At 67.4% G+C, this 21635-nt stretch carries 17 protein-coding genes; 10 read left to right on the top strand and 7 right to left on the bottom strand.

Annotated features, from left to right (window positions below):
- Positions 1-24: 24 nt before the first annotated feature.
- The 5 genes from ACFQZV_RS03465 to ACFQZV_RS03445 form a co-directional block, all read right to left on the bottom strand.
- A complete protein-coding gene (locus ACFQZV_RS03465; protein ID WP_378750818.1) occupies positions 25-4956 on the bottom strand; it encodes a PKD domain-containing protein in 4932 nt (1643 codons plus the stop codon).
- Between the two features lie 16 nt (positions 4957-4972).
- Positions 4973-5581 carry a hypothetical protein gene (locus ACFQZV_RS03460; RefSeq protein ID WP_378783251.1) on the bottom strand — a complete coding sequence of 203 codons (609 nt, stop codon included), beginning with the start codon at positions 5579-5581 and terminating at the stop codon, positions 4973-4975.
- A gap of 114 nt (positions 5582-5695) precedes the next feature.
- Positions 5696-6430 (bottom strand): CDP-alcohol phosphatidyltransferase family protein, encoded by a 735-nt coding sequence (locus tag ACFQZV_RS03455; protein ID WP_378750822.1) that lies wholly within the window; start codon positions 6428-6430, stop codon positions 5696-5698.
- Positions 6427-7377: a glycosyltransferase family 2 protein gene (locus tag ACFQZV_RS03450; protein WP_378750824.1), complete on the bottom strand. Its 951-nt coding sequence runs from the start codon at positions 7375-7377 to the stop codon at positions 6427-6429. Before ACFQZV_RS03450 ends, ACFQZV_RS03455 begins: the two co-directional genes overlap by 4 nt.
- Positions 7370-8404 carry a glycosyltransferase gene (locus ACFQZV_RS03445; RefSeq protein ID WP_378750826.1) on the bottom strand — a complete coding sequence of 345 codons (1035 nt, stop codon included), beginning with the start codon at positions 8402-8404 and terminating at the stop codon, positions 7370-7372. Before ACFQZV_RS03445 ends, ACFQZV_RS03450 begins: the two co-directional genes overlap by 8 nt.
- A gap of 94 nt (positions 8405-8498) precedes the next feature.
- On the opposite strand from ACFQZV_RS03445, the gene ACFQZV_RS03440 reads away from it, so the two are divergent.
- Positions 8499-9710, top strand: a complete 1212-nt coding sequence (locus ACFQZV_RS03440; protein WP_378750828.1) for a glycosyltransferase — start codon at positions 8499-8501, stop codon at positions 9708-9710.
- Between the two features lie 77 nt (positions 9711-9787).
- Positions 9788-10225 carry an adenylyltransferase/cytidyltransferase family protein gene (locus tag ACFQZV_RS03435; RefSeq protein ID WP_378750830.1) on the top strand — a complete coding sequence of 146 codons (438 nt, stop codon included), beginning with the start codon at positions 9788-9790 and terminating at the stop codon, positions 10223-10225.
- A 3-nt stretch (positions 10226-10228) separates the two neighbouring features.
- Here ACFQZV_RS03435 and ACFQZV_RS03430 read toward each other — a convergent pair whose 3' ends face one another.
- Positions 10229-11371 carry a glycosyltransferase gene (locus tag ACFQZV_RS03430; RefSeq protein WP_378750891.1) on the bottom strand — a complete coding sequence of 381 codons (1143 nt, stop codon included), beginning with the start codon at positions 11369-11371 and terminating at the stop codon, positions 10229-10231.
- A gap of 134 nt (positions 11372-11505) precedes the next feature.
- On the opposite strand from ACFQZV_RS03430, the gene ACFQZV_RS03425 reads away from it, so the two are divergent.
- The 8 genes from ACFQZV_RS03425 to ACFQZV_RS03390 all read left to right on the top strand — a co-directional run bounded on the left by ACFQZV_RS03425 (position 11506) and on the right by ACFQZV_RS03390 (position 20590).
- Positions 11506-11763, top strand: coding sequence for a glutaredoxin domain-containing protein (locus ACFQZV_RS03425; RefSeq protein ID WP_378750832.1), 258 nt, complete (start codon positions 11506-11508; stop codon positions 11761-11763).
- A gap of 50 nt (positions 11764-11813) precedes the next feature.
- Complete coding sequence (kynA, locus tag ACFQZV_RS03420; protein WP_378750834.1) at positions 11814-12668, top strand: tryptophan 2,3-dioxygenase; 855 nt, start codon at positions 11814-11816, stop codon at positions 12666-12668.
- Entirely contained in the window at positions 12665-13642 is a 978-nt protein-coding gene (locus ACFQZV_RS03415) for an amidohydrolase family protein (protein ID WP_378750836.1), read from the top strand. The genes kynA and ACFQZV_RS03415 overlap by 4 nt, the downstream gene beginning before the upstream one ends.
- Complete coding sequence (locus tag ACFQZV_RS03410) at positions 13629-14864, top strand: kynureninase (RefSeq protein ID WP_378750838.1); 1236 nt, start codon at positions 13629-13631, stop codon at positions 14862-14864. The genes ACFQZV_RS03415 and ACFQZV_RS03410 overlap by 14 nt, the downstream gene beginning before the upstream one ends.
- 57 nt (positions 14865-14921) lie before the next feature.
- A complete protein-coding gene (locus ACFQZV_RS03405) occupies positions 14922-16391 on the top strand; it encodes an MFS transporter (RefSeq protein WP_378750840.1) in 1470 nt (489 codons plus the stop codon).
- Between the two features lie 50 nt (positions 16392-16441).
- Positions 16442-18250 carry an aldehyde dehydrogenase family protein gene (locus tag ACFQZV_RS03400; protein ID WP_378750842.1) on the top strand — a complete coding sequence of 603 codons (1809 nt, stop codon included), beginning with the start codon at positions 16442-16444 and terminating at the stop codon, positions 18248-18250.
- Positions 18247-19869 carry a GMC family oxidoreductase gene (locus ACFQZV_RS03395; protein ID WP_378750844.1) on the top strand — a complete coding sequence of 541 codons (1623 nt, stop codon included), beginning with the start codon at positions 18247-18249 and terminating at the stop codon, positions 19867-19869. The genes ACFQZV_RS03400 and ACFQZV_RS03395 overlap by 4 nt, the downstream gene beginning before the upstream one ends.
- Positions 19870-19930: 61 nt before the next feature.
- Positions 19931-20590: a TetR family transcriptional regulator gene (locus ACFQZV_RS03390; RefSeq protein WP_378750846.1), complete on the top strand. Its 660-nt coding sequence runs from the start codon at positions 19931-19933 to the stop codon at positions 20588-20590.
- Here ACFQZV_RS03390 and ACFQZV_RS03385 read toward each other — a convergent pair.
- A complete protein-coding gene (locus ACFQZV_RS03385) occupies positions 20565-21614 on the bottom strand; it encodes an AraC family transcriptional regulator (RefSeq protein ID WP_378750848.1) in 1050 nt (349 codons plus the stop codon). The genes ACFQZV_RS03390 and ACFQZV_RS03385 overlap by 26 nt on opposite strands.
- Between the last annotated feature and the right edge of the window lie 21 nt (positions 21615-21635).

Here is a 21635-nt window from a genome sequence, read left to right as displayed (position 1 = left end):
ATTGCCCGTCGTTGTCGTGCTTCGTCAGCCGAGCGGACGAACCTCGAATGAGTCGAAGGCTACCACCGTGGGTGCCGTCGACGAGGAAGCACGGTTGGCGCGCAGGCCCATGCTGCCGTCTGCCTGAAGAGCCGCATCCGCGTCGGATGCTTGCAGATGCCATGTCTCGGGGATCGGGCTACCCACCTTCCAGATCTTCGCCTTGAGATCAGTCGTCGCAGTGCCCGACACCTCGATCTCCATGGCCAACCGCTCACCGGGCGTGTATTGAAGTCCCGAGACAGGAGTCGCCGCGAGGACGGTGCCCCCACGCTGCGCGACGAGCCACACCGATCCGTCCGTGCGCAACCAGCTGTGAACGTAGTAGGCGGTGCTCCCCACGGACCGCGCGATGAAGCCCGCGTACGTCGACCCCGTGCTCGCATCGGCACTCGCTTCGAATTCCACGCTGGCACGGTATTCGCGCAGTGCGGTTTCGTTGAGGAGCGCGAACCGCGTGCTGCCTGCGGCCAACGACAGGCGCCCCTCGCCGTCGACGACCGAGGCTGCGGCGGCGGACCCTCCGGTGATGGTCCATGCACCACCGACGTCAGCGGTGCCCCACGACGACGTCGCAGTGCGCTCGAACGTGTCTGCGAGTAGCTCGTCGCCCGGTTCGACCTGCGTCTCGACGACGACATCATGCGACTGCGCGTGTGTCGCGCCGTCATCGTCCGTCACGGTCAACGTGACCGTATACGTACCGGCGGATGCATACGCATGCGTCGCGGTTGCTCCGGCGTCGTCGGCCGAGCCGTCACCCCAGTTCCAGTTGTACGCGGCGATCGAACCGTCGACGTCCGTCGACCCTGTGCCATCGACCGAGACCGCGAGCGCGTCAACCGCGGCGGTGAACGCCGCGACCGGAGCGGAATTTCCACCGACCGGCGCAGTCACGGTGACGACCTGGGTGGCGGCGTGCGTGGCACCGTCATCATCCGTCGCCGTCAACGTGACGGTGTAATCCCCCGCGTCCGCGTACGTGTGGGTTGAGTGAACGCCCGACGTATCCGCCGTACCGTCACCCCAGTTCCAGGAGTACGAGGCGATGGTTCCGTCGCTGTCTGTGGTGGCGGACGCGTCGACCGTAACGGCCAAGCCGTCGACCGTCGATGAGAAACCGGCCACCGGTGCGACGTTTTCGGCCGGCGGTTCCGCCTCGGCGAGATCCCGCACGGTGATCGAGTCGAACGCCACCGTTCCCGCCGATGCGGAGGATGAACTCAGGACGTTCCGGACCGTGACGTACCCGCTGCGCTGCATCGCGGCGGTGCCGTCGGTCGTGCTCGCTTGCCAGCCCGAAGGCTCCGCAGATGTGGAGCTCCAGATCTTCGCACGCAGGGTCGTGGGCGACGTTCCGGCGACCTCGGCCTTCAGCGTGAACTCGTCACCCTCGGACCACGTGAGACCGTTGACCGGTGCAGCGCTGAGGAGCGTGCCCCCTCGCTGGATCACAAGCCATACGTTTCCGTTGTTGCGGTGCCATGTCTGCACGATGTACGAGTCAGATCCGACGTGGCGCGTCGTGAATCCGACGTACCCGTTGCCGTCGCTGGGAGCGAAGTCCATGCGGTACTCGAGCACGGATTCCGTGTCCGTCAGGTCGAGGTCTTGAAGTGCCATGTGGCGGGTCGCTCCGGGCGCCAGGGCCAGAAGGGCTTCGCCGCCCGAAACCGAAGCGACTGAGGATGAACCGCTCATCGTCGTCCACACGCCACCGGTGTCTGCCGATCCCCAGCCGTTGGAGACGACCCGATCGAACTGGTCGGATGCCGCATAGAGCGTGGGGCTGACGGTCACCGATGCCGTCTCCGTCGCCGAACTCCCGAAGCTGTCGGTCGCCGTCACGGTGATGTCGTAGGTTCCACCCTCGGCGTAGGTGTGGCTCGCTTGCTCACCGGTGGTATCGGGCGATCCGTCTCCCCAATTCCACGAGAAGCTGAGGTCCGCGCCATCGGACGCCGAACTCCCCGACGCGTCGACCTGCACCGTCAGCGCCGCCGCGGTGACATCGATCGCCGCGACCGGATCGGCGTGTGTGACGACGATCTCCTCTGTCGACGTGTCGGTCCCACCGCGGTCGTCCGTGACGGTGAGCGTCACGGTGTAGGTCCCCGCTGCAGCGTACGCGTGGGTCGCGAGGCTCCCCGATCCCGCTGCGGTACCGTCACCCCATTCCCACTCATACGACTCGATCGAACCGTCACCGTCATGGGATCCAGTTCCGTCGACGGTCACCGTGAGCCCGGAGGCGTCCGAGGTGAACGAAGCGGTCGGGTCGACGTTGGCGGCAAGCACCGAGACCTCGGACTGCGCCACACCGACCAGGCCCCGGGAGTCGCGCACGGTGAGGGTGACTGTGTAGGTACCCGCTTCTGCGTAGGAGTGCGTGGTCGTCGAGGTCGACTCGGTGACGGCCGGCGAACCATCTCCGAAGTCCCATGTGTACTCCTCGATGCTCGCACCCCCGTCGGCGGTCGACTCACCGGCATCGAACGACACCATGAGGTCGTCGGAAGCCGTCGTGAACGTGGCGGTCGGAGCTTCGAGGCCCGTTCCCTCCGCATAGTGCGTGGCGACCCGACCCGCCGCGAGCGCGGTGGGATAGACGGCGACCTCGTCGATGTCACCGTCGAACCAGTTCGACGATGGACTGTTCGGCCAACCGTTGAGGTTGTCGCCGCCGATGCGCCAATAGCCGGAGTACGCCTGCGCGGTCGTGACCGTCGCATCGGTCGCGACGACATCGCCGTCGACGTACAACACCATGCCTTCGGCGCTCTGCGTGGCGACGACATGGTGCCACTCGCCGTCGTTGTACGATTCGGCGCTACTGATCGTCTTCGTGGTGCCGGGGTACGTTCCGAAGTTGAGACGCCCGTCGTTGCGCATGTACACATGCCGGTCGTAACTGCCCGACGTGCCGGTCTGTGAGTTGCCGTAACCGATGAGCTTGCCACCACTCGACGTCGTCGTGCGGAACCACAGCTCGGCGCTGTAGACCTCAGGCGCTGCCTGGTTCGTCGTGCTCGAGACACGACCGTTCGACGAGCCGTTGAACTCCGAGTAGCCGGTGGCCGACCCTGTGACGCCCGCGGGGCTCTCAGCGCTTACGCCCCCGCCCACGCGTGGCGTGTTGTTTCCGGCCCAGTCCTGCGACACCTTGTCGCCGAGGGGGTAGTAGAGAGTTGCGCCGTCATCGAGGACGAGGTCGGCATAGTCCACCTCACCGGCCTCGGCGGATGCCGTCACCGTGCCACTGGTCACGGTGTTGCCGTCGCCGTCGCTGACTCGGACCCGATACGTGAACGACTCGCCGGCCGGAACGTCGGAATCCTCGAGGGTGACCGTCGGCACGTTCCACCACCCGGCGGACATGACGACCGAGTCGACCGGCGCCGCGGTTCCGTCGCGCAGCAGTTCGTACGTCAGATCGAGGTCGTCTCGGTCCCAGGTGCCACCGATGGTGATGCGGATCCGCCCCGGGACCTGTGACTGAGCGGTGGGCGACCCCCACGCCGCGGTCGACGTGCGAGGGCCGTCATTGGCGCCATTCGGCGGGTTCGTCGAGAATCGGACGATTCCTTCGAACTGCAGGTTGTTGACCGCGCGGAACTCGCCGGCGATCGAGATCACGTCGCCCGCGCCGGTGATCGACAGACCGGCCTGTCCGAGGCCCGACGTCGTGCCGACGGCGAAGTCGGGGTACCACGCGTATGCGGAGGGAGCGGGGCTGCCCTCCCAGTTCGCGTAGGTCGATCCGGTGTGAGGCTGACGGCTGAGCGTGCCCGTTGCTTCAGCGGTCATCGCGTGAACGAAGCGGTGCGTTCGCGGAGACTGTTCGGGCCAGAGGTTCATGGTGCTGCACGCGTGCGTGTGTGTGGTCGAATACACGACCTCGCCCGTGGAGTACACGCCGTAGTGGTCGCCGAGGCAGTCCGCGATCCAGCGGACATCTCCCGAGTCGGATTCCAGAGCGAAGACACCCTCGAGGTTTCCGACCGTCGCGTTGGCGTACACCCATCCCGTGCCGTACACAGCCTCGTCGTCGGCGTTGAGCGCGAAGATGCCCGCGCGCCCCGTGCTCCACCCGTTCTTGACTTCCTGCGTTCCCGTCCATGCGGAGTCGATACCACCGGTCACCTTGTCCACGGCGACCATTCCGCGCCAGGTGGAGTCGCCGCCGACGTTGGAGAAGCGACCACCGAGGATCACGTTCTGCCCCGCGGGGTCCATCACCATCGCATCAACTTGCAGGTCGGGCTGAGCCGTCCACCCCATGTCGAGCGCGCCGTTCGTCGCCGAGAATGCCGCGACGTTGTTGCGGGGCGTGCCGTTGGCCTGGGTGAACAGTCCACCCGCGTACACCGAGGTCGCATCCGCCTCGATCGCGTAGACGCCGGACCCCCCGATCGCGGGGCTGAACCCGGGAACGAGTTGACCGGTCTGGGCATCGAGTGCGGCGATGTTCCACCGAGGCTGCCCGTTCACATTGTTGAAGGAGCCGCCGATGTAGATACGGGTTCCGTCCGGTGATGCAGCGACAGCCTTGATCGTCCCGTTCACCGACGGCGCGAACGGGAGGAGGGCGCCCGTGTTGATGTCGAAGGCGAGGATGTTGGTGCGTGGCGTGAGCTGCGTACCCGGCGAAGCGAGCGCCGCACGCGCGTTCTGGAACTGTCCCACCGCATACACGGTGGTTCCGATGGTTTCCTGCGCCCAGACGTACCCGTTGTTGATCTGAACGGTGGGCAACGGATCACCGGTGACCACAGTGTCGTCACGCTGGAGCAACGGTGGCTTCGTCTCGGGAACCTCGGCGGAGGCGGCTCCCGCCGTCAGCGCGAGTCCCCCGAGAACCAAGCCGGAGACGGTGATCGTCGCGAGTGCGCCTCGCCAGACCTTCGTGAATGACATTCAATCCTCCGGGGGATCAGGAAGTGCTGCCCGTGAAGCGAGCGATGGGCTCGCCTGCGGAATAGTTGACCAGGACGACGACCTCGCGATCGCCCGCGGGGTTCAGCATGAACATGTAAGTACCGACGGCGGTTTCGCCCGGGGCCAGCGAGCCCTCGAGAGCGGTTGGGCCACCGGCCAGTGTGGGGATGCCGTACTCACCGTCTTCGGCGGCGAGTGTCACGACGGCAGAATTGACGTCTTGATCCTCGGCGGAGTTGTTCGTGACACGGATCTCGACCTCGACAGCAGGTCCGGAGACCTCGCCGGGTGTCGAAGCGGTCACCTCGGTCGCCGAAAGGGCGGAAACCTCGACAGCGACGCCGGTGCTCAGGTCCGCGCTGTCTCCGATCGTCGCCTCGGTGACAGGAAGGTCGGGAGCGGTCGTCGGACCGGAATGGTCCGGGGTCTCACTTCCTCCGGGCTGAGCAGCGGAGGAGGCCGAGGACGTCGGCGCCGATGAGGCCGACGGGGATGCGGCTATATCTGTACCGGGCGCACATGAGACCATCGCGAGCGACGCAATGCCGATCGCCGCGAGCGCCCCCAAAGCGCGTGCGTTCCAATGAACGTGTACAGACGACACGATGCCCCAATCCCCAGATGTGCCGTGACCCCCGAACTCCCCAGGACGAGGCGGCAACGTGCTGATGATATGCGATAGCGGCCACTCGACACAAGAGGTCGCCCGTGGCCGGCGTCAGGCTCTCGATTCCTCATCGAGCGCGGAGATGTCATGGAACCACTTCACTGCGGCGAGCATCAGGAACATCGCTGATGCGGCGAACACCGCCGTGTAGAGCGGGAGGAACAGCCAAGGAATCCCCCACAGAGCGAAGACAAGGCAGAGGAAGCCGTAGTCGGTCGGCAGGAGGATGATCGCTCGCAACGGCGACCAGCCCCCGCGGTCGTGGGCCGAGTCAACTCCTTTCTTGCCGCGGAGGAGATCGTTGAGGATCATGCCGAAGAAGGTGGTGGTAGCGACGACGCCGAACAACAGCGGCACGAGAAGCCATGGGGCGGGTATGTCCCAGAAGCGCGCCATGCCGACGAGCACGGCAGCGTGCAGCGACGAGACCTTGAGCGCATCGACGAAATGATCGAGCCATTCCCCGCCCAGAGATCCGCCGCCACGCAGCCGCGCCACCTGTCCGTCCGCCGAATCCCATGCGTAGCCCAGCGCAAGCAAGAGCCACACGACGATTCCGAGCCACCACGTCAACGGCGCCAGCGCGAGGAGGAGGATCCCCGTGAAGGTGAAAAGCGCGCTCACACCCGTCACCTGATTGGGCGTGAGACCCGCTTTGTAAGCGATCGCCGCGAGCACCCTGCCCACGGGTCGGTTGACGAAGATCGAGTACGCCGGGGCGCCGCGAGCTCGGCTCTTCTGGGCGCCGGCCAGACGTGCGATCAGATCACGGAGAGATTCACTCATGGGCGCTTCTGCCTTCCATCTCGTCGCCTGCGCGCCCACCAGTACCGCACGCCACTCCAGCTTCCGCGGATCGCGGGAATGAGGTTCAGACGCGGATGAACGAACTGTCGGCGGCCCCCTTGCAACAGAATTCGGTAGGACGCGTACGGCGTCAGCCATAGCCACCGTCGGGACTCGGCCGGGGAGAGCATCTTGGTCGCGTACACCAGGCGGTTCCGACAGTTGTAGAAGTAGTAGATGGGCGACTTGACCCGAACCGCTTCGGTGGCGCGGTGCGTGGCCCCCTCGTCGTGGACCGCCTGTACTGCGGGATCGGAACGCACTCGCCCTCCGGCGAGCTCGACGCGACGCGAGAGGTCGACGTCTTCCCAATAGAGGAAGTAATCGTCGTCGAAGCCGCCCACCGTTTCCCAGAGTTCGGCACTCATCATGAAGCACGCTCCGCTCACCCAGGTGCGAAGCGAATCCGCTGGGGCTTCCGGGGCGGTCCGCCGCGCCGACCGCGACTCACCGAATCGGAGGTGCAGGTGCATCTCAGCGGCGTAGATCGCACCCCCCGGTCGGACGACTTCGGGTGAGAGCTGGAGCATCGGATCCGCGCGCACCTGCTCCTGCAGACGTCGGGCCCCACCTGGCTCGAGATACGCGTCCGGATTGATGAAGAGGATCTCACGCGCGCCACGTTCGATGGCGTGCGCCGCCCCCACGTTGTTTCCACCGCCGAAGCCGTCGTTGTCGGGTTGTGCGATCAGATCCCACCCGTTGGCGTCGCACACCGCGGCGATTCGAGCTCGTTCCGTCGTGGTCGACAGGTTGTCGACCACGACGACATGGCCGACGGAGTCCCCTTCCAGCGTGCGCCGGAGGTTCCGCTCGACGATTTCGTGCGAGCCATAGTTGACCACCACGACGGCGAGATCGCGCGCTCGTGCCCCCCGCTCAGCCACGCCGTCGGCCCGATCCTGCTTCGCACGCCTTCGCATACGCGTCACGGTGTCGTCGGCCCGCGTCGGTCCATCCTCGGCGCCCGAGATCAGGGCGCGAGGAGGAGTCGCGCGCTCGTGCCGCCACGAGCGCCGCCGTCAGGTCGTCCGCGCTGATCGTGCCCGAGTAGCGCAGAACCCATTCGTGACCGACTTCGTCGGCGAGTGCGCGGTTGAACGCGTTGTCGGGGACGAGAACTGGCCGGTCGAGGGACAGCGCCGCGAGAACGCTGCCCGAGTTGTGCATCTCTGAGTAGGGCAGGACGACGAGTTCCGCCGCACTGATCGCTTTCACGAGTGCGTCGTCGGATGCGAAAGTCAGCGACAACGACACCCGAGGATCATCGGCCGCGAGAGTCACGAGGGAGTGGGACAGATCGTCGCTCGAGGGACTCCCGAGCACGTGGAGCGAGCGTTCATCCGTGTGCGTCAGGTCGCGGAAGGCACGGATGAGGGACTCGACGTTCTTGTAGCGCCGAACCTTGCCGAAGAAGAGCATCCGTCCGGGCCGAAGGTCGGAGCGCTCGAACGGTGCAAACCAATCGCGGTAGTGACCGTGCTCGATCAGGACAGACTCGGCGCCTGCGGGCACGGGGGTGAACTCGTTCAGCACGATGCGGATACGGGTGAGGCGCTGCGTCGCCTTCAGCAGCGCGCGCTCGATCGGGCTGATGCCAGCGGGCAACTCGAGGTTGTGGACGGTGGAGACGACGGGAATCCGGAACAGCGCGAGCCGCGCGAGAAACGCCCCGTAGAGCGCCCACCGCACCCACGTCGACAACAGTCGTCGGCGCTCGATCAGGGCCTCGGGCCAATGCGCATGGAACACGTCGTAGCGCCCGAGTATCGCGATCCGCCACGAGAACGGCACCGGATCGACCCCTGCCTCGACAAGCGCGTCACGCAACTGCGTGATGTAGGGGTTCGTCCGCGGACCGGGTTCTTTGAACGATTGAAGGACGCGGAGCCGGCGTGCAGAGCGCTCGCCCATGCCGTCCCCCCTCACATCCGACTTCATATACTGGCGCGATGCTTCGTTACCGCACCACGCCCCCGTCTGCGCGGCGGATCGAAAGCCGCCGCAGATGAGAATACTGGTCTGTGCCGCGTATCTCCCGTTCCCTCCGAAGGGCGGCGGTCGAGCCGACATCTGGCGACGGATCGAAGGTTTCGTCGAACTCGGCCATTCGGTCATGCTCCTTCACCAGTATGACCCCAACGGCTCCCTGGCACCGCGCGAAGGCGACTTCGCGGCGATGGACCAGGTGCTCACTGCACGGTTCTCCTACCCGATCGAACGGAGCGCGAGGCGGACGATCAGACAGCTCGTCGGGCAATTTCACACGCCGTGGCACGCTGCCAAAGCGCTCCCCGACACCCACGTGGCCGAGGATCTGCGGCGTCAGGTGCGCGACTTCGCCCCGGACGTGATCTGGTTGGACGGGCCCTGGCTCGGCGAGGTTGCCCGCGGCATCCGTCATGAACGGCCCGTTCCCCTCCTCTACCGCTCACACAACATCGAGCACCTCTATCTCCGTCGCCAAGCGCGGGCCTCCCCCCGTTGGCGCAACAAGGTGGCGTGGCATGTGATCACGCTGGGCCTGCGACGCTACGAGCTGGGCTTGATGCGGGAAAGTACGAGAGTGCTCGACATCTCGTTGGATGACCTCGCATTCTGGAGCGCACGGGGTGTCTCATCGATCGAGTGGTTGCCGCCTCTGCCCGAACTCGCCCTGACCGGCGATCCGATCACGCCCATCCCCAGCGATGTCCTCTTCGTCGGCGGCCTTCGCCTACCGAACAACGTGGCCGGCGTTCACTGGCTCGTCGATGACGTGTGGCCGCGCGTGCGCGCGCGCCTCCCGGATGCCACCGTGACGGTTGTCGGCTCCGGTCCGGATCGCGAGCTACGCACCCACCTCGAGAGCATGGACGGGGTGCGCACCGCATTCGATGTGCCCACCATCCCCCCGTACCTCTTCGGAGCACGCGTTCTGGTCAACCCCGTCCACACCGGGAGCGGCGTCCAACTGAAGATGTTGGACATGCTGATGACACGCGCGCCGATCGTGACGCGCAGTCAAGGCGTGCGTGGGCTCCCTTCCGACGTCGTCGCGCAGTGCGAGGTCCACGACTCGGCGGAGGCCTTCGCCGATGCCGTCGTGCAACGGCTCAGTGAGCCGCGCGTCGATCTCGATTCCCGAGAGGCGGTTCGACGCCACTTCACACTCGCCTCCCTTGAGGGCGCGCTGCGCGGAATCGACACGAACCTCGAAGACGGCGGCGATCGGGTGTAGGCTCGGTCTCCACGGACGTGGGGTCCGTGACTGGGGTACAGGCTGGGGAGCCTGTTCTTTCGATCTTTGGGGAGATCATGACGCGTATCGGCTATGCCGCGGGAGCATTCGACCTCTTCCACGTCGGCCATCTCAACATCTTGCGGCACGCGAAGGAAAGCTGCGACGTCCTCGTCGCCGGTGTCGTGAGCGACGAGATGCTTCTCGCGACGAAAGGCGTGACGCCGGTCATCCCCACGGCAGAACGTGCGGAGATCGTGCGAAACCTCCGGTTCGTGGATGACATCCACATCGAGACCGTCCCGAGCAAGATGGACGCGTGGCGTGAGGTGGGGTTCACTCACTTCTTCAAGGGTGACGACTGGCGCGGCACCGAGAAGGGACGCGCTCTGGAGCGCGATTTCGCCACGGTCGGCGTCGAGGTCGTGTACTTCCCGTACACGGCACACACCTCGAGCACGCGACTCCGCTCCGCACTCGACGCGCTCTCTGCGCCCGCGAGCGCTCGCGCCTGAGTTCTACAGTTCCCCGGGCTGCATCGCCTGTTCGTCGATCTTCTCCGCGACCTCGCGCGCGGCTGAACGCGGGCCCTCCTTGCGCGGCGCGTAGACGACCAGCGAGTGGAAGACGAAGCGCACGATGAACGCCACGGCAAGGGTGATCGCGGTGGCGACCACGCTGGAGATGTGCCAGCTCTCGACCATGAGGGCCATGATCGGGATTCGGACGAGCGCCTCGGCGTTGTTGAACCCGAACGACTTCGCGAAACGCACCCACATCCCCGAGGCGGCCCCCCTCATGTCGTGGAAGACGAAGCGTTCGATCAGGACGAAGTTGCCGATGATCGTCAACTCCGCCGCGACGATCGCGGCGACGATGTAGTCGATCCCGAGTGCGGTCAAGGCCCACACGATGCCGATGTTGATGACCGCGCCGAGCGCGCCGACGAGCGCGAACAGCGACATCTTTCCGAACCGCAGCGCGGTCAGCTGTCCGATGAAGTGAAACCCTTGCCGCAGCGACGCTTTGGATTCGCCGGCGTGGCGGTCGCCGAAGTCGAACGGAACCTCGGCCACCGTCAGCGGCGCACGAGCGAGCATCTCGAGCAGGATCTTGAAGCCACGCGGCTTGAGACCGTCGACGTCGAGCGCGCGACGGTCGATGAGGAAGAACCCGGTCATCGGATCGGTGACCTCGCGCAGACGGACGGGGAACATCGCCTTGGTGACGAGGGTCGACATCCTCGAAACGAAAACGCGCGTGCGGTCGGCGAAGCCGTCGGCCTTGCCGCCGCCGGCGTAGCGCGAAGCGATCACCAGATCGACGTCTCCATGACTGAAGCGTTCGACGAGTTCGGGGATCTTCTCCGGCGGATGCTGCAGATCGGCATCCATGACGACGCACAGGTCGGACTGCGACGCGGCGATCCCCTCCAGTACCGCTCCGCCGAGCCCCTGGTCGGGCTCCTCACGGTGGATGAGACGGACGGGGATGTCTGCGCGCGCGGCGACGTCCCGCACGACGTCCGGGGTGGCATCCGTGCTGTCGTCCACGAAGATCACCTCGCAGGAGACCCCGCGCATCGCCACGGTGATGCGGTCCACCAGTTCGGCGACGTTGGGCGCCTCGTTGTAGGTGGGTACGACGATCGACAGTTCGATGGCGGGTCCTCTTCTTCCAGCGCGCCCACCGCCGGGATGCCGCGACTGAGGGCGCATGTCATCTTCGCACGCGACACCCGGCCGAATCCTGGATTTTCCACCCCCGCTCCCCGATCACGGGCGACAATAGAGGCATGACTTCCGAATCGACCATCACGATGTTCGGCGCCCAGTGGTGCGGCGACTGCCGCCGGACGAAGAGCCAACTCGACGGGCTGGGCATCGAGTACACCTACGTCGACCTCGAGGCGGAGCCCGCCGCGGCCGACATCGCGCGCGACATCTCCGGCCGCACGAACATCCCCGTCGTCGTCTACCCCGACAAGACGCACCACGTCGAGCCTTCCAACGCCGACGTCGAGGCGAAACTGCGCGAGCTCGCGCTGATCTGATCCGCCGGCGCCCCTGACGCGCGGCATCCGGTCGTCGCTACGCTGAACAGGTGAGCGACGAAGTACAGCGCAACACCCGCACGATCGAGGGGTCGGTCGTCACCGATTTCGCCGACCGCATGAGCTACGGCGGATACCTCGAACTCGACACCCTGTTGAGCGCGCAACATCCGCTCAGTGATCCCGAGCATCACGACGAGTTGCTGTTCATCATCCAGCATCAGACCACCGAGCTGTGGCTGAAGCTGGTCTTGCACGAGCTCAGCGCCGCGTGCCGCCTGCTGCGTGAGGATCAGCTCGCCCCGGCACTGAAATGCATCGCACGGGTCAAGCACATCCAGAAGACCCTCACCGAGCAGTGGTCGGTGCTGGCCACACTCACGCCGACCGAATACACCCAGTTTCGCAATGTTCTGGGCAACTCCAGCGGCTTCCAGTCAGCGCAGTATCGCGCGATCGAGTTCACGCTCGGTAACAAGAACGCCGGCATGCTGCGTGTCTTCGAATCGGATGCCGCATCCCACGCCCTCGTCAAGGCGGCGCTGGACGCCCCGAGCCTGTACGACGAGTTCCTCGCGATGCTGTCGCGCTCGGGGTACGAGGTGCCGCAGGACATCTTGGACCGTGACGTCACCCAGGCCTGGACGTTCCGGGAGGATCTCGTGCCTCTCTTCGCCCGGATCTACGCCGACGCCGACGACAACTGGGCGGCGTATGAGACGTGCGAGGAGCTCGTCGACCTGGAGGACAACTTCCAGCTGTGGCGCTTTCGGCACTTGAAGACCGTGGAGCGGGTCATCGGGTTCAAGACCGGCACCGGCGGCTCGAGCGGCGTGCCGTTCCTGCAGCGTGCCCTGGAGCTGACGTTCTTTCCCGAGCTGTTTGCGGTCAGGACCGCGTTGTGACGCTCGACCCGCTCGAACTCGAGGCGCAGCTCGGCGCGACCGCTTTCGCGACCCGCCGCGGGCTGACGGGAGACACCGGGGTGGCCCTGCCGCCGCTGGTCGACCACCACGTGCATCTGCACCTGATCGATGACCGCGCGCTCGTCGATGGTGGCATCGCGGCGGTCGTCGACCTCGGCGGGGACCCGACGGCTCTCGCCCACCCCCCGCGCCGCGCCCTGCCGCGCCGCAGCTATGCGGGCGCGTTCTTGACTGCCCCGGGCGGGTACCCGAGCGGACGGTCGTGGGCTCCTGACGAGATCGTGCATGTCGTGTCATCCGCGTCACGGCACGAGGGCGAACCCGGTGGTGCCGAGACCGCGGTCGCGGAGCAAATCGGTTTCGGGGCATCCGTCATCAAGGTCGCACTCAACAGCGACGCCGGAGCCGTCTTCGATCGCGAGACGCTCGAGGCCATCGTGGATGCGGCACACGACCGCGGCGTGCCGGTCGTGGCCCACGCGCAGGGTCCGGGGATGACCCGCCTCGCGTTGCGGGCAGGTGTCGACGTGCTCGCGCACACCCCGTTCTCTGAGGAGCTGGGACCACGACTGATCGCGGCAGCCGCCGCCGGTCAACGGTGGATCTCGACGCTCGACATCCACCGCGACGACCCGGTCGCACGCGCGACCGCGCTGGCCAACCTCACGGCGTTCGCCGCCGCGGGAGGCTCGGTGCTGTACGGCACCGATCTCGGCAACGGCGATCTCCCGCTCGGCCTCAACGTCCGCGAGATCGCCGCCCTCTTCGCCGCCGGTCTCGATGGTGCCGCCGTGGTCGAGGCACTGACGGATCCATGGCCGCTTTCGACGCCGAGCACGGCGATCGCGACCTTCGTGCCCGGCGCGCCGCCGTCCGCCCCCGACGATCTCGCCGCCTGGCTGGCCACAGCCGACATCGTCCTGACCGAGGAGCTCGCCCATGACAACGACTGACTTCGACGCGGCCGCCGCGGCGCGGGACGCGGCCGATCCGCTGCACGGATACCGTGACCTGTTCGTCGGCGCCGACAGCGACCTGGTGTATTTCGACGGCAACTCGCTCGGGCGGCCACCGCGAGCGTCGGTCGAGCGGCTCGCGACGTTCGCGACCGAATCATGGGGTGGCCGACTCATCCGCGGCTGGGACGAGTCGTGGATGCAGATGCCGTTCGACGTCGGCGACCTGATCGGGCGCACCGCGATCGGCGCCGCCGCCGGCCAGACGGTCGTCGGCGACTCGACCACGGTGCTGCTCTACAAGCTCATCCGCGCTGCGTTCGACGCCCAGCAGGCGACCGACCCCGCGCGCGTCGAGATCGTCGTCGACGACGACAACTTTCCGACCGACCGCTACATGGTCGAGGGCATCGCCCGCGAACGGGGCGGACGGGTGCGTTGGGTCGAGGTAGACCGCGCGTCCGGAGTCGACGCCTCGGCGCTGTCGGCAGCGGTGGGCCCCGAGACGGCGGTCGTGGTGCTCTCGCACGTCGCGTATCGGTCCGGCTATCTGGCGGATGCGGCGGAGCTCACCCGCATCGCGCACGATGCCGGGGCGCTGATCCTCTGGGATCTCTGCCACTCGGCAGGCTCGGTGCCGGTGGCGGCGGACGCGTGGGGTTTCGACCTCGCCGTCGGCTGCACGTACAAGTACCTCAACGGCGGGCCGGGATCGCCCGCCTTCGCCTACGTCGCAGCTCGACACCACAACACGCTGACGCAGCCGATCCAGGGCTGGATGGGCAACACCGATGTCTTCGCGATGGGCCCGGAGTACCGGCCTGCCGAAGGGATGCGGCGCTTCTTGTCGGGAACGCCTCCGATCACCGCGATGTTGGCGATGCAGGACACGCTCGCGATGATCGACGAGGTCGGGATCGAGGCGGTGCGTGCCAAGTCCGTCGCCCTCACCGAGTTCGCGATCGAGATCGTCGACGATCTGCTCGCACCGTCCGGGGTGACCATCGCATCTCCGAGGGATGCCGCATTCCGTGGCGGGCATGTGACGCTTTCCCATCCGTCGATGCGCGCGGTCACGGCACGGCTGTGGGAACAGGACGTGATCCCCGACTACCGCGACCCACACGGTCTGCGCATCGGCCTGTCGCCCCTGTCAACCTCGTTCGGCGAGACCCTCCGCGGTGTGCGGGCGGTCGCGGAGGCACTACGCGCCCTCTGAGCCCACTGACCTGTGGAGACGGGCAGGACGAACGGGCACCACGCGTACACTGGCGCGATGAGCAACGAGGCTCGGCGCACCGCAGCGCCCCCGGCATCCGACCGTCCGCTCCCCCGTCGTACGGTCGCCCAGTACGCGATCGGTTCGCTGGGCACCGGCGGCTTCGGCACCCTGCCGGGACTCGTCCTGACGTACTACCTCACCGACAGCCTCGGTGTGACGGCGCTGCTCGCCGGCATCATCGTGTCGGCCTCGAAGATCTGGGACGTGATCGTCGATCCGGTGATCGGCGCCCTCACCGATCGTGACCTCGCCCGTCGGGGCACTCGGCGGCGCCTCATGCTCGTGGGCTCGTTGGCCCTCCCGGTGTTCTTCGCCCTCACCTTCGCCGTGCCTCCGGCGCTCGGACCCGCTGTCGGGGCGGTGTGGGTGCTCGTGGCGTTCCTGCTCACGGCAACCGCGTTCAGCCTGTTCCAGGTGCCCTACATCGCCCTGCCCGCAGAACTGACCGACAGTTACGATGCACGAACCACGCTCTTGACGTGGCGGGTCGTGGTCCTGACCTTCGCGATCCTGCTCTTCGGAGCCGGTGGCCCGATGCTTCGCAGCATCACCGGTGACCCGACGACGGGGTATCTGGTGATGGGCATCGTCGCCGGTGTCACGATCGGTGTCGGGATGTTGATCGCCACCGGCGCGGCTCGCCGCGCGCACGGCACGCGACCGACGATGCAAACCGCCGCGGGAGCGACCGCCACGAACGCCGCCATCGTCGCGCATGAGGTGGCCGGTGACCCCGAGCGCGGCCCGACGGTGGAACCGTCGGCTTTCGGTTCCGGAATCCGCGGGAATTTCCGCGCCGCCTTCGATGCGCTACGTCGAAGCCAACCGTTCCGCGTGCTGCTCGGCACGTTCCTGCTCCAGGCGCTCGCGACGGGCATGATGCTCGCCGGTGCGCAGTACTTCGCCACCTGGGTGCTGCGCAGCGAAGACGCCGTGACGCTGCTGTTCGTCGCGCTCATCGCCCCCGCGCTCATCGCCGCCCCCGCCTGGGGATGGCTCGCGCGGCGGCGGGGCAAGGAGGCCACCTTCGCCTGGGCGAGCATCATCTACGCCGTCGCGGCCGCCGCGATCGTCGCCGCAGCATGGGCACCCGGCGCCTGGGTGTACGCACCGGTGGCCGTCGCCGGTGTCGCCTACGCCGGGATGCAGTCGCTGCCCATGGCGATGCTCCCCGACGTCATCGCCCACGACGCTGCACGCCACGGCCCCGGTCGCGCCGGGGCGTTCGGCGGTGTGTGGACGGCGGGGGAGACCACCGGATTCGCGCTGGGGGCGACCGTGCTTTCGGTCGTCCTCGCCGTCACCGGATACGTATCGTCGACGGCGTTCGAGAGCGTCACCCAACCGGATGCCGCGGTCACGGGCATCGTCTTGAGCTTCAGCGTCGTTCCCGCAGCGCTCATCGCGATCAGCCTGCTGACCCTTGCGCGGTATCGACTACGTCGCACCGACGTCGACGTCTGACGCATCGCACCCCGCACGTAGACTGGACAACCCGCCCGAAGGAGAGCGCCGTGCCCGCAGCCCCCGCATCCACTTCCCGCACGAAGACCTCCCGAGCCAGTGCACCTTCGCTCGACGATGATGTGAGGGCGAGCCTGGATTCCGCGCTCGATGACCTCGCCGCCGGCGCGACGGTATGGTCGCACCTCACGCTGTCACAGCGTGTCGCGGTGCTCGACTCCCTGCACGCCACCGTCTCGGCGGTCGCCGACGAGTGGGCGACCACCGCGTCGGGGTCGAAGCAGCTCGAGCCCGGCCATCCCCTCAGCGGCGAAGAGTGGCTGTCGGGTCCGTATGCGACCATCGTGTCGCTCGCGGCATATCGCGAAACCCTGCAGCGATTGGTGACGGGAAAGAATCCGCTCGCCGGAATCGCGACCGAGCCCGCACCCGGTGATCGTCTGCGCGCGCAGGTGTTCCCGACCACCGCCGTGGACGGCATGCTCCTCTCGGGATACACCGGCGAGCTGTGGTTCACACCGGGGACGACGGATGCCGAGATCCGCCGCAGCGCCGGCCTCGGGCAGCTCCAGCCCGCCGTGTCGGGGGGCGTCGGCCTGGTGCTCGGCGCGGGGAACGTCACCTCGATCCCCGTGCTCGACGTCTTGTACGAGTTGCTCGCGCACAACCGCGTCGTCATCCTCAAGGTCAATCCGACACAGGACGCGCTCGTCCCGGTGTACGAACGTGCGCTTGCTCCGCTCATCGAGCCGGGATTCTTGCGGATCGTGCGCGGCGGCGGCGACGTCGGGGCGTTCCTCACGCAGGACGAGCGCGTCGCGCACGTCCACATCACCGGCGCGGCACCGACCTTCGACGCCATCGTGTGGGGGCCCTCGCGCGGCGCCCCCACCGTCAAGGCGGCGACGACCCGTCGCCGACGTGAGAACCGCCCCCTGCTCACCAAGCCCATCACGGCTGAGCTCGGCGGCGTCTCGCCGATCATCGTGGTTCCCGGCGAGTGGTCGGATGCCGATCTCGCCTACCACGCCGAGCACATCGCGACGATGCGCCTGCAGAACAGCGGGCACAACTGCATCGCCGGGCAGGTCGTGATCATCTCGCAGGACTGGTCGCAGCGCGACGACTTCCTCGACGCGCTCGAACGGGCCTTCCGCGATGCCCCCTCACGACCTGTCTGGTACCCACGCAGCGACGAGAAGCTCGCCGCCGCGGCGGCGCACTTCCCCGCCGCCGCGTGGTGCGCCGACAACACCCGCGTGCTCGTGGTCAGCGAGAGTGACGACGAGCAGCGCGCGCTGGAGACCACAGAGTACTTCGCCCCGGTACTGGGAGTGGTCGAACTCCCCGGCAACGGGCAGGAGTTCTTCGACGCCGCCGTGCGCCACAGCAACGAGAACCTGACCGGCACGCTGGGTGCGAACGTGTTGATCGACCCGATCACGCAGGCCGCACTCGGCGACGCGTTCGAGCGAGCGATCGCCGATCTGCGGTACGGCACCGTCGCGATCAACGCCTGGACCGCGTTCGGTTTCCTCACCCCGACACTCAGTTGGGGAGGGTTCCCGGGCGCCACCCTCCACGATGTCGAGAGCGGGATCGGCATCGTGCACAACGCGTTCCTCCTCGACCACATCGAGCGTTCGGTCGTTCGCGGCCCGTTCCGCCCGTTCCCGCGGTCGTTCGACCCCCGCAGCCTCGTTGCGTCACGAGGCCGGAGCTTCTCCGTCCTGCCGAAGCCACCGTGGTTCGTCACCTCGCGCACCGCCGCATCCGTAAGCGAGGGCTTCACGCGATTCCGGATCGACGGAAGCTGGGCGGGTCTGGCCGCGACTCTCGTTCAGGCGCTGCGCGCATGACCGCCTTCGCGGCCGACTACATCGTCGTGGGGGCAGGCTCCGCCGGCGCTGCCCTCGCCGCACGCCTGAGCGAAAACCCCGGCGTCTCGGTGCTGCTGCTCGAGGCGGGCCCCGTCGACCGTGCCCTCGAACTGCATGTGCCCGCGGCGTTCTCGAAGCTCTTCCGAGGACCGTACGACTGGAACTACGACACGACGCCCCAGGAGCATCTCGAGGGGAGATCGGTCTATTGGCCACGCGGAAAGACCCTTGGGGGCTCGTCGTCTCTCAACGCCATGATGTGGGTGCGCGGGTTCGCCGCCGACTATGACGAATGGGCCGAGGTCGCCGGTCCCACCTGGTCGTGGACGTCACTGCTGCCGTACTTCCGACGCGTCGAGCGCACACAGAATCCGGCCGACGATACGCAGGGCGGCGACGGCGCGCAGCCGATCGAACACCAGCGGGACCCGCGACCGCACACCCGCGCGTTCCTCGATGCCGCCCGAGAAGTCGGACACGAGGTCACCCCTGCGAACCTTCCCCGCGCCCAGGGCTTCTCGCAGACGATGGTCACCCAGCGCCGCGGTGCGCGCGCCTCGACCGCCGATGCCTACCTGCGCCCAGCGAAGCGGCGGTCGAACCTTCGGGTCTTGACAGACGCGCACGTTCGGCGGGTGACGTTCGACACGGCTGCGGAGCGCCCCCGCGCGACGGGCGTGTACGTCGACATCGACGGCATCACCCGCCACGCGACGGCTCACCGCGAGGTGATCCTGTGCGGAGGCGCCGTCAATTCGCCTCACCTACTCCTCCTGTCGGGCATCGGTGCGGCCGAGCATCTCGCCGAGCACGGCATTCCGGTGCTGGTCGACAGTCCCGGTGTCGGTGAGAACCTCCAAGATCATCTCGTTTCCGGCCTCGCACCGCAGGCGAAGGGTGGAACGCTCTACGGCGCCGAGAGCGTCGGACAGCTGTCGAGGTACGTAACCGCGCGACGAGGGATGCTCACCTCGAACGTCGCCGAGGCCCACGGCTTCGTGCGGACCTCGGTCGCCGATCGCACAGGCGCACCAGCTGATCTTCCCGACATCGAGATCATCTTCGCGCCCGTCCCGTACGTCGGCGAGGGGCTGGTACCGACACCGGACGAGGGGCTCACGGTGGGGGCCATCCTGTTGCGCCCCCGCAGCCGAGGCTCGATCCGCCTGGCGTCGTCAGACCCGCACGCGGCGCCGATCATCGACCCCGCCTACCTCTCCGACCCCGAGGGCATCGACGAAGAGACGATGCTCGCCGGGCTGGCCGAATGCGACCGTCTCATCGCCACCGACTCTCTGCGCGCGGTCACCACGGGCGGGTGGGTGCAGCCGGAGGGCGGCGAGAGCATGAACGCCGCCCAACGCGCCGAGGTGTCGCTGCACCGGCACGCACACACGCTCTACCATCCCGTGGGAACGGTGCGGATGGGAACGGATGCCGACGCCCCCGTCGACCCCGAGTTGCGCGTGCGCGGTGTCGACGGACTGAGGGTGGCCGACGCATCCGTCATGCCGATGCTGATCCGGGGACACACGAACGCCCCGGCGATCGTCATCGGCGAGCGGGCAGCAGACCTCCTCGTCGGAGCCCACGGCTGACCCGACCCCAGCTGGGAAACCAGCGCGGTAGTCTGGGCTCCCGGCACAGAGGGGGGCCACCGTGCCACGGAGTACAGCGACGGCGACGCGCGACCGCATGCTCGACGCGGGTGCGGTCGAAATCCTCGCGCGTGGGTATGCCGGCGCGACGCTGTCATCGATCGCGGCGCGCGTAGGCGTCACGAAAGGTGCGCTCACGTATCACTTTCCGTCGAAGGTCGACTTCGCCACAGCGATGCTCGACCACCTGCGAAAGGTCCACGCCGATACGCGCGAAGCCGTGCGCGCCGAGGGGTTGCGCGGTCTGCGTGGACAACTGACCCTGCAGGTGCGCATCGGCATCCGCATGACCACGGATCTCGTCTTCGCCGCCGCCCACACGTTGGTCGTGACACCGAGTACGGGCGTCACCACCATCCCCCCGGTGCTGCTCGATATGTCCGTGGCGTATGCCGCACATCTGCAGGAGGCGATCGACGACGGCGAGCTCCCCGCAACCACCGACGCGAACGCGGCCGGTGAAGACATCGTCATCGGCCAGATCGGCACGTTCGTCTTTCTCTCGCGCCAGCCCGATCGCTCTCCGCAGCCGCCCTATCGGGTGACGCGGCATCTCCTCACCGCGCTCGGCGCGCGCGAGGTCGATCGGCTCGTCGATCAGGTGCTCGCGGCGGAGTCCGCGCCGCGAGGCGATGTCAGGATGCCCCGCCCCGCGCCGTGATCTCGAAAGTCGGCGATGCGCTCTCGGGCACGGCAGTGTCGCGGTGCCGCTGCGGCGTGACCCCGTGAGCGCGGCGGAAGTGTGCGCGCATGACCCCAGCCGTCGAGAAGCCTGACAGCGTCGCCACGTCGCTCAACTGCATGCCGGGCTGATCGTTCATGATGCGCTCGGCGGTCTGCAGACGGCGTCGCGCGATCATGCCCGCGATACCGCCTTCGTCGGGGAACGCCCGGTAGAGCTGACGTCGCGAGATGTACAACTCGCGGGCGATCTCGTCGACACCGAAGCCGGCGTCGCGATGGTGACGTTCGATGCACCGCAACGCCGCTTTGCGCACGCTGCTCGAGCGGTTGCCGCGATGTGATGTGCCGACCGCGTCATCGAGCAGCGTCGATAGCAGGGCCACGAGGGCAGCGTGGGATCCCCCGTTGTCGGCGTCGGGCGCGGCTGCGGTGCCGATGAGCAACGCGCCGAGAAACGCCGTCGTGGCGTGAAGCTGCGGCGTCGCCTCGATCAGCACAGGGCCGCGCAGGGCGAGTTCGCGATGCACCGCACTGAAGCGTGGAGCGGGCACGGAGACTCCCAGGAGCGATCCGCGTTCGTCGATGTCCTCGACGAGGACGGGCTCGGCATCCGACACGACGCATGCACCGCGAGGGTCGACCACGAGCACTTGGTCTTCGCGTTGCACACGCAGTCGTCCGTCGCACGGGACGATGAGGATCACCGAGGGAGAAGAGGGGTTTCCCAAATGCCAGGATGCGGCGGATGAGAACCCTGCGGTCACTGAGATGTCGTCGAACCCGACGGACAGCAGCGCGCCGTCGAAATCACGGCCGTGCACTTCGAGCCGCCCGGGGAGGTTCGCACCGGCGAGGAACCGGATCGGATTCGCACGCTGCTGTTCGATGAGGTGCGGGGGGAGATCGCCGGATCCGGCGAGAGTCGCGAGCCACTGCCCGACGTCGTGCGACATCGACGCACCGGTGGGAACGCTCTCATCGACGCTCTCGGTGATCGTCATGCGCCTCCCCAGTTCGAAGTT

This window comes from Microbacterium koreense (genome assembly GCF_042677105.1).
GTDB lineage: Bacteria > Actinomycetota > Actinomycetes > Actinomycetales > Microbacteriaceae > Microbacterium > Microbacterium koreense.
This window is presented reverse-complemented; position numbering and strand designations above follow the sequence as displayed.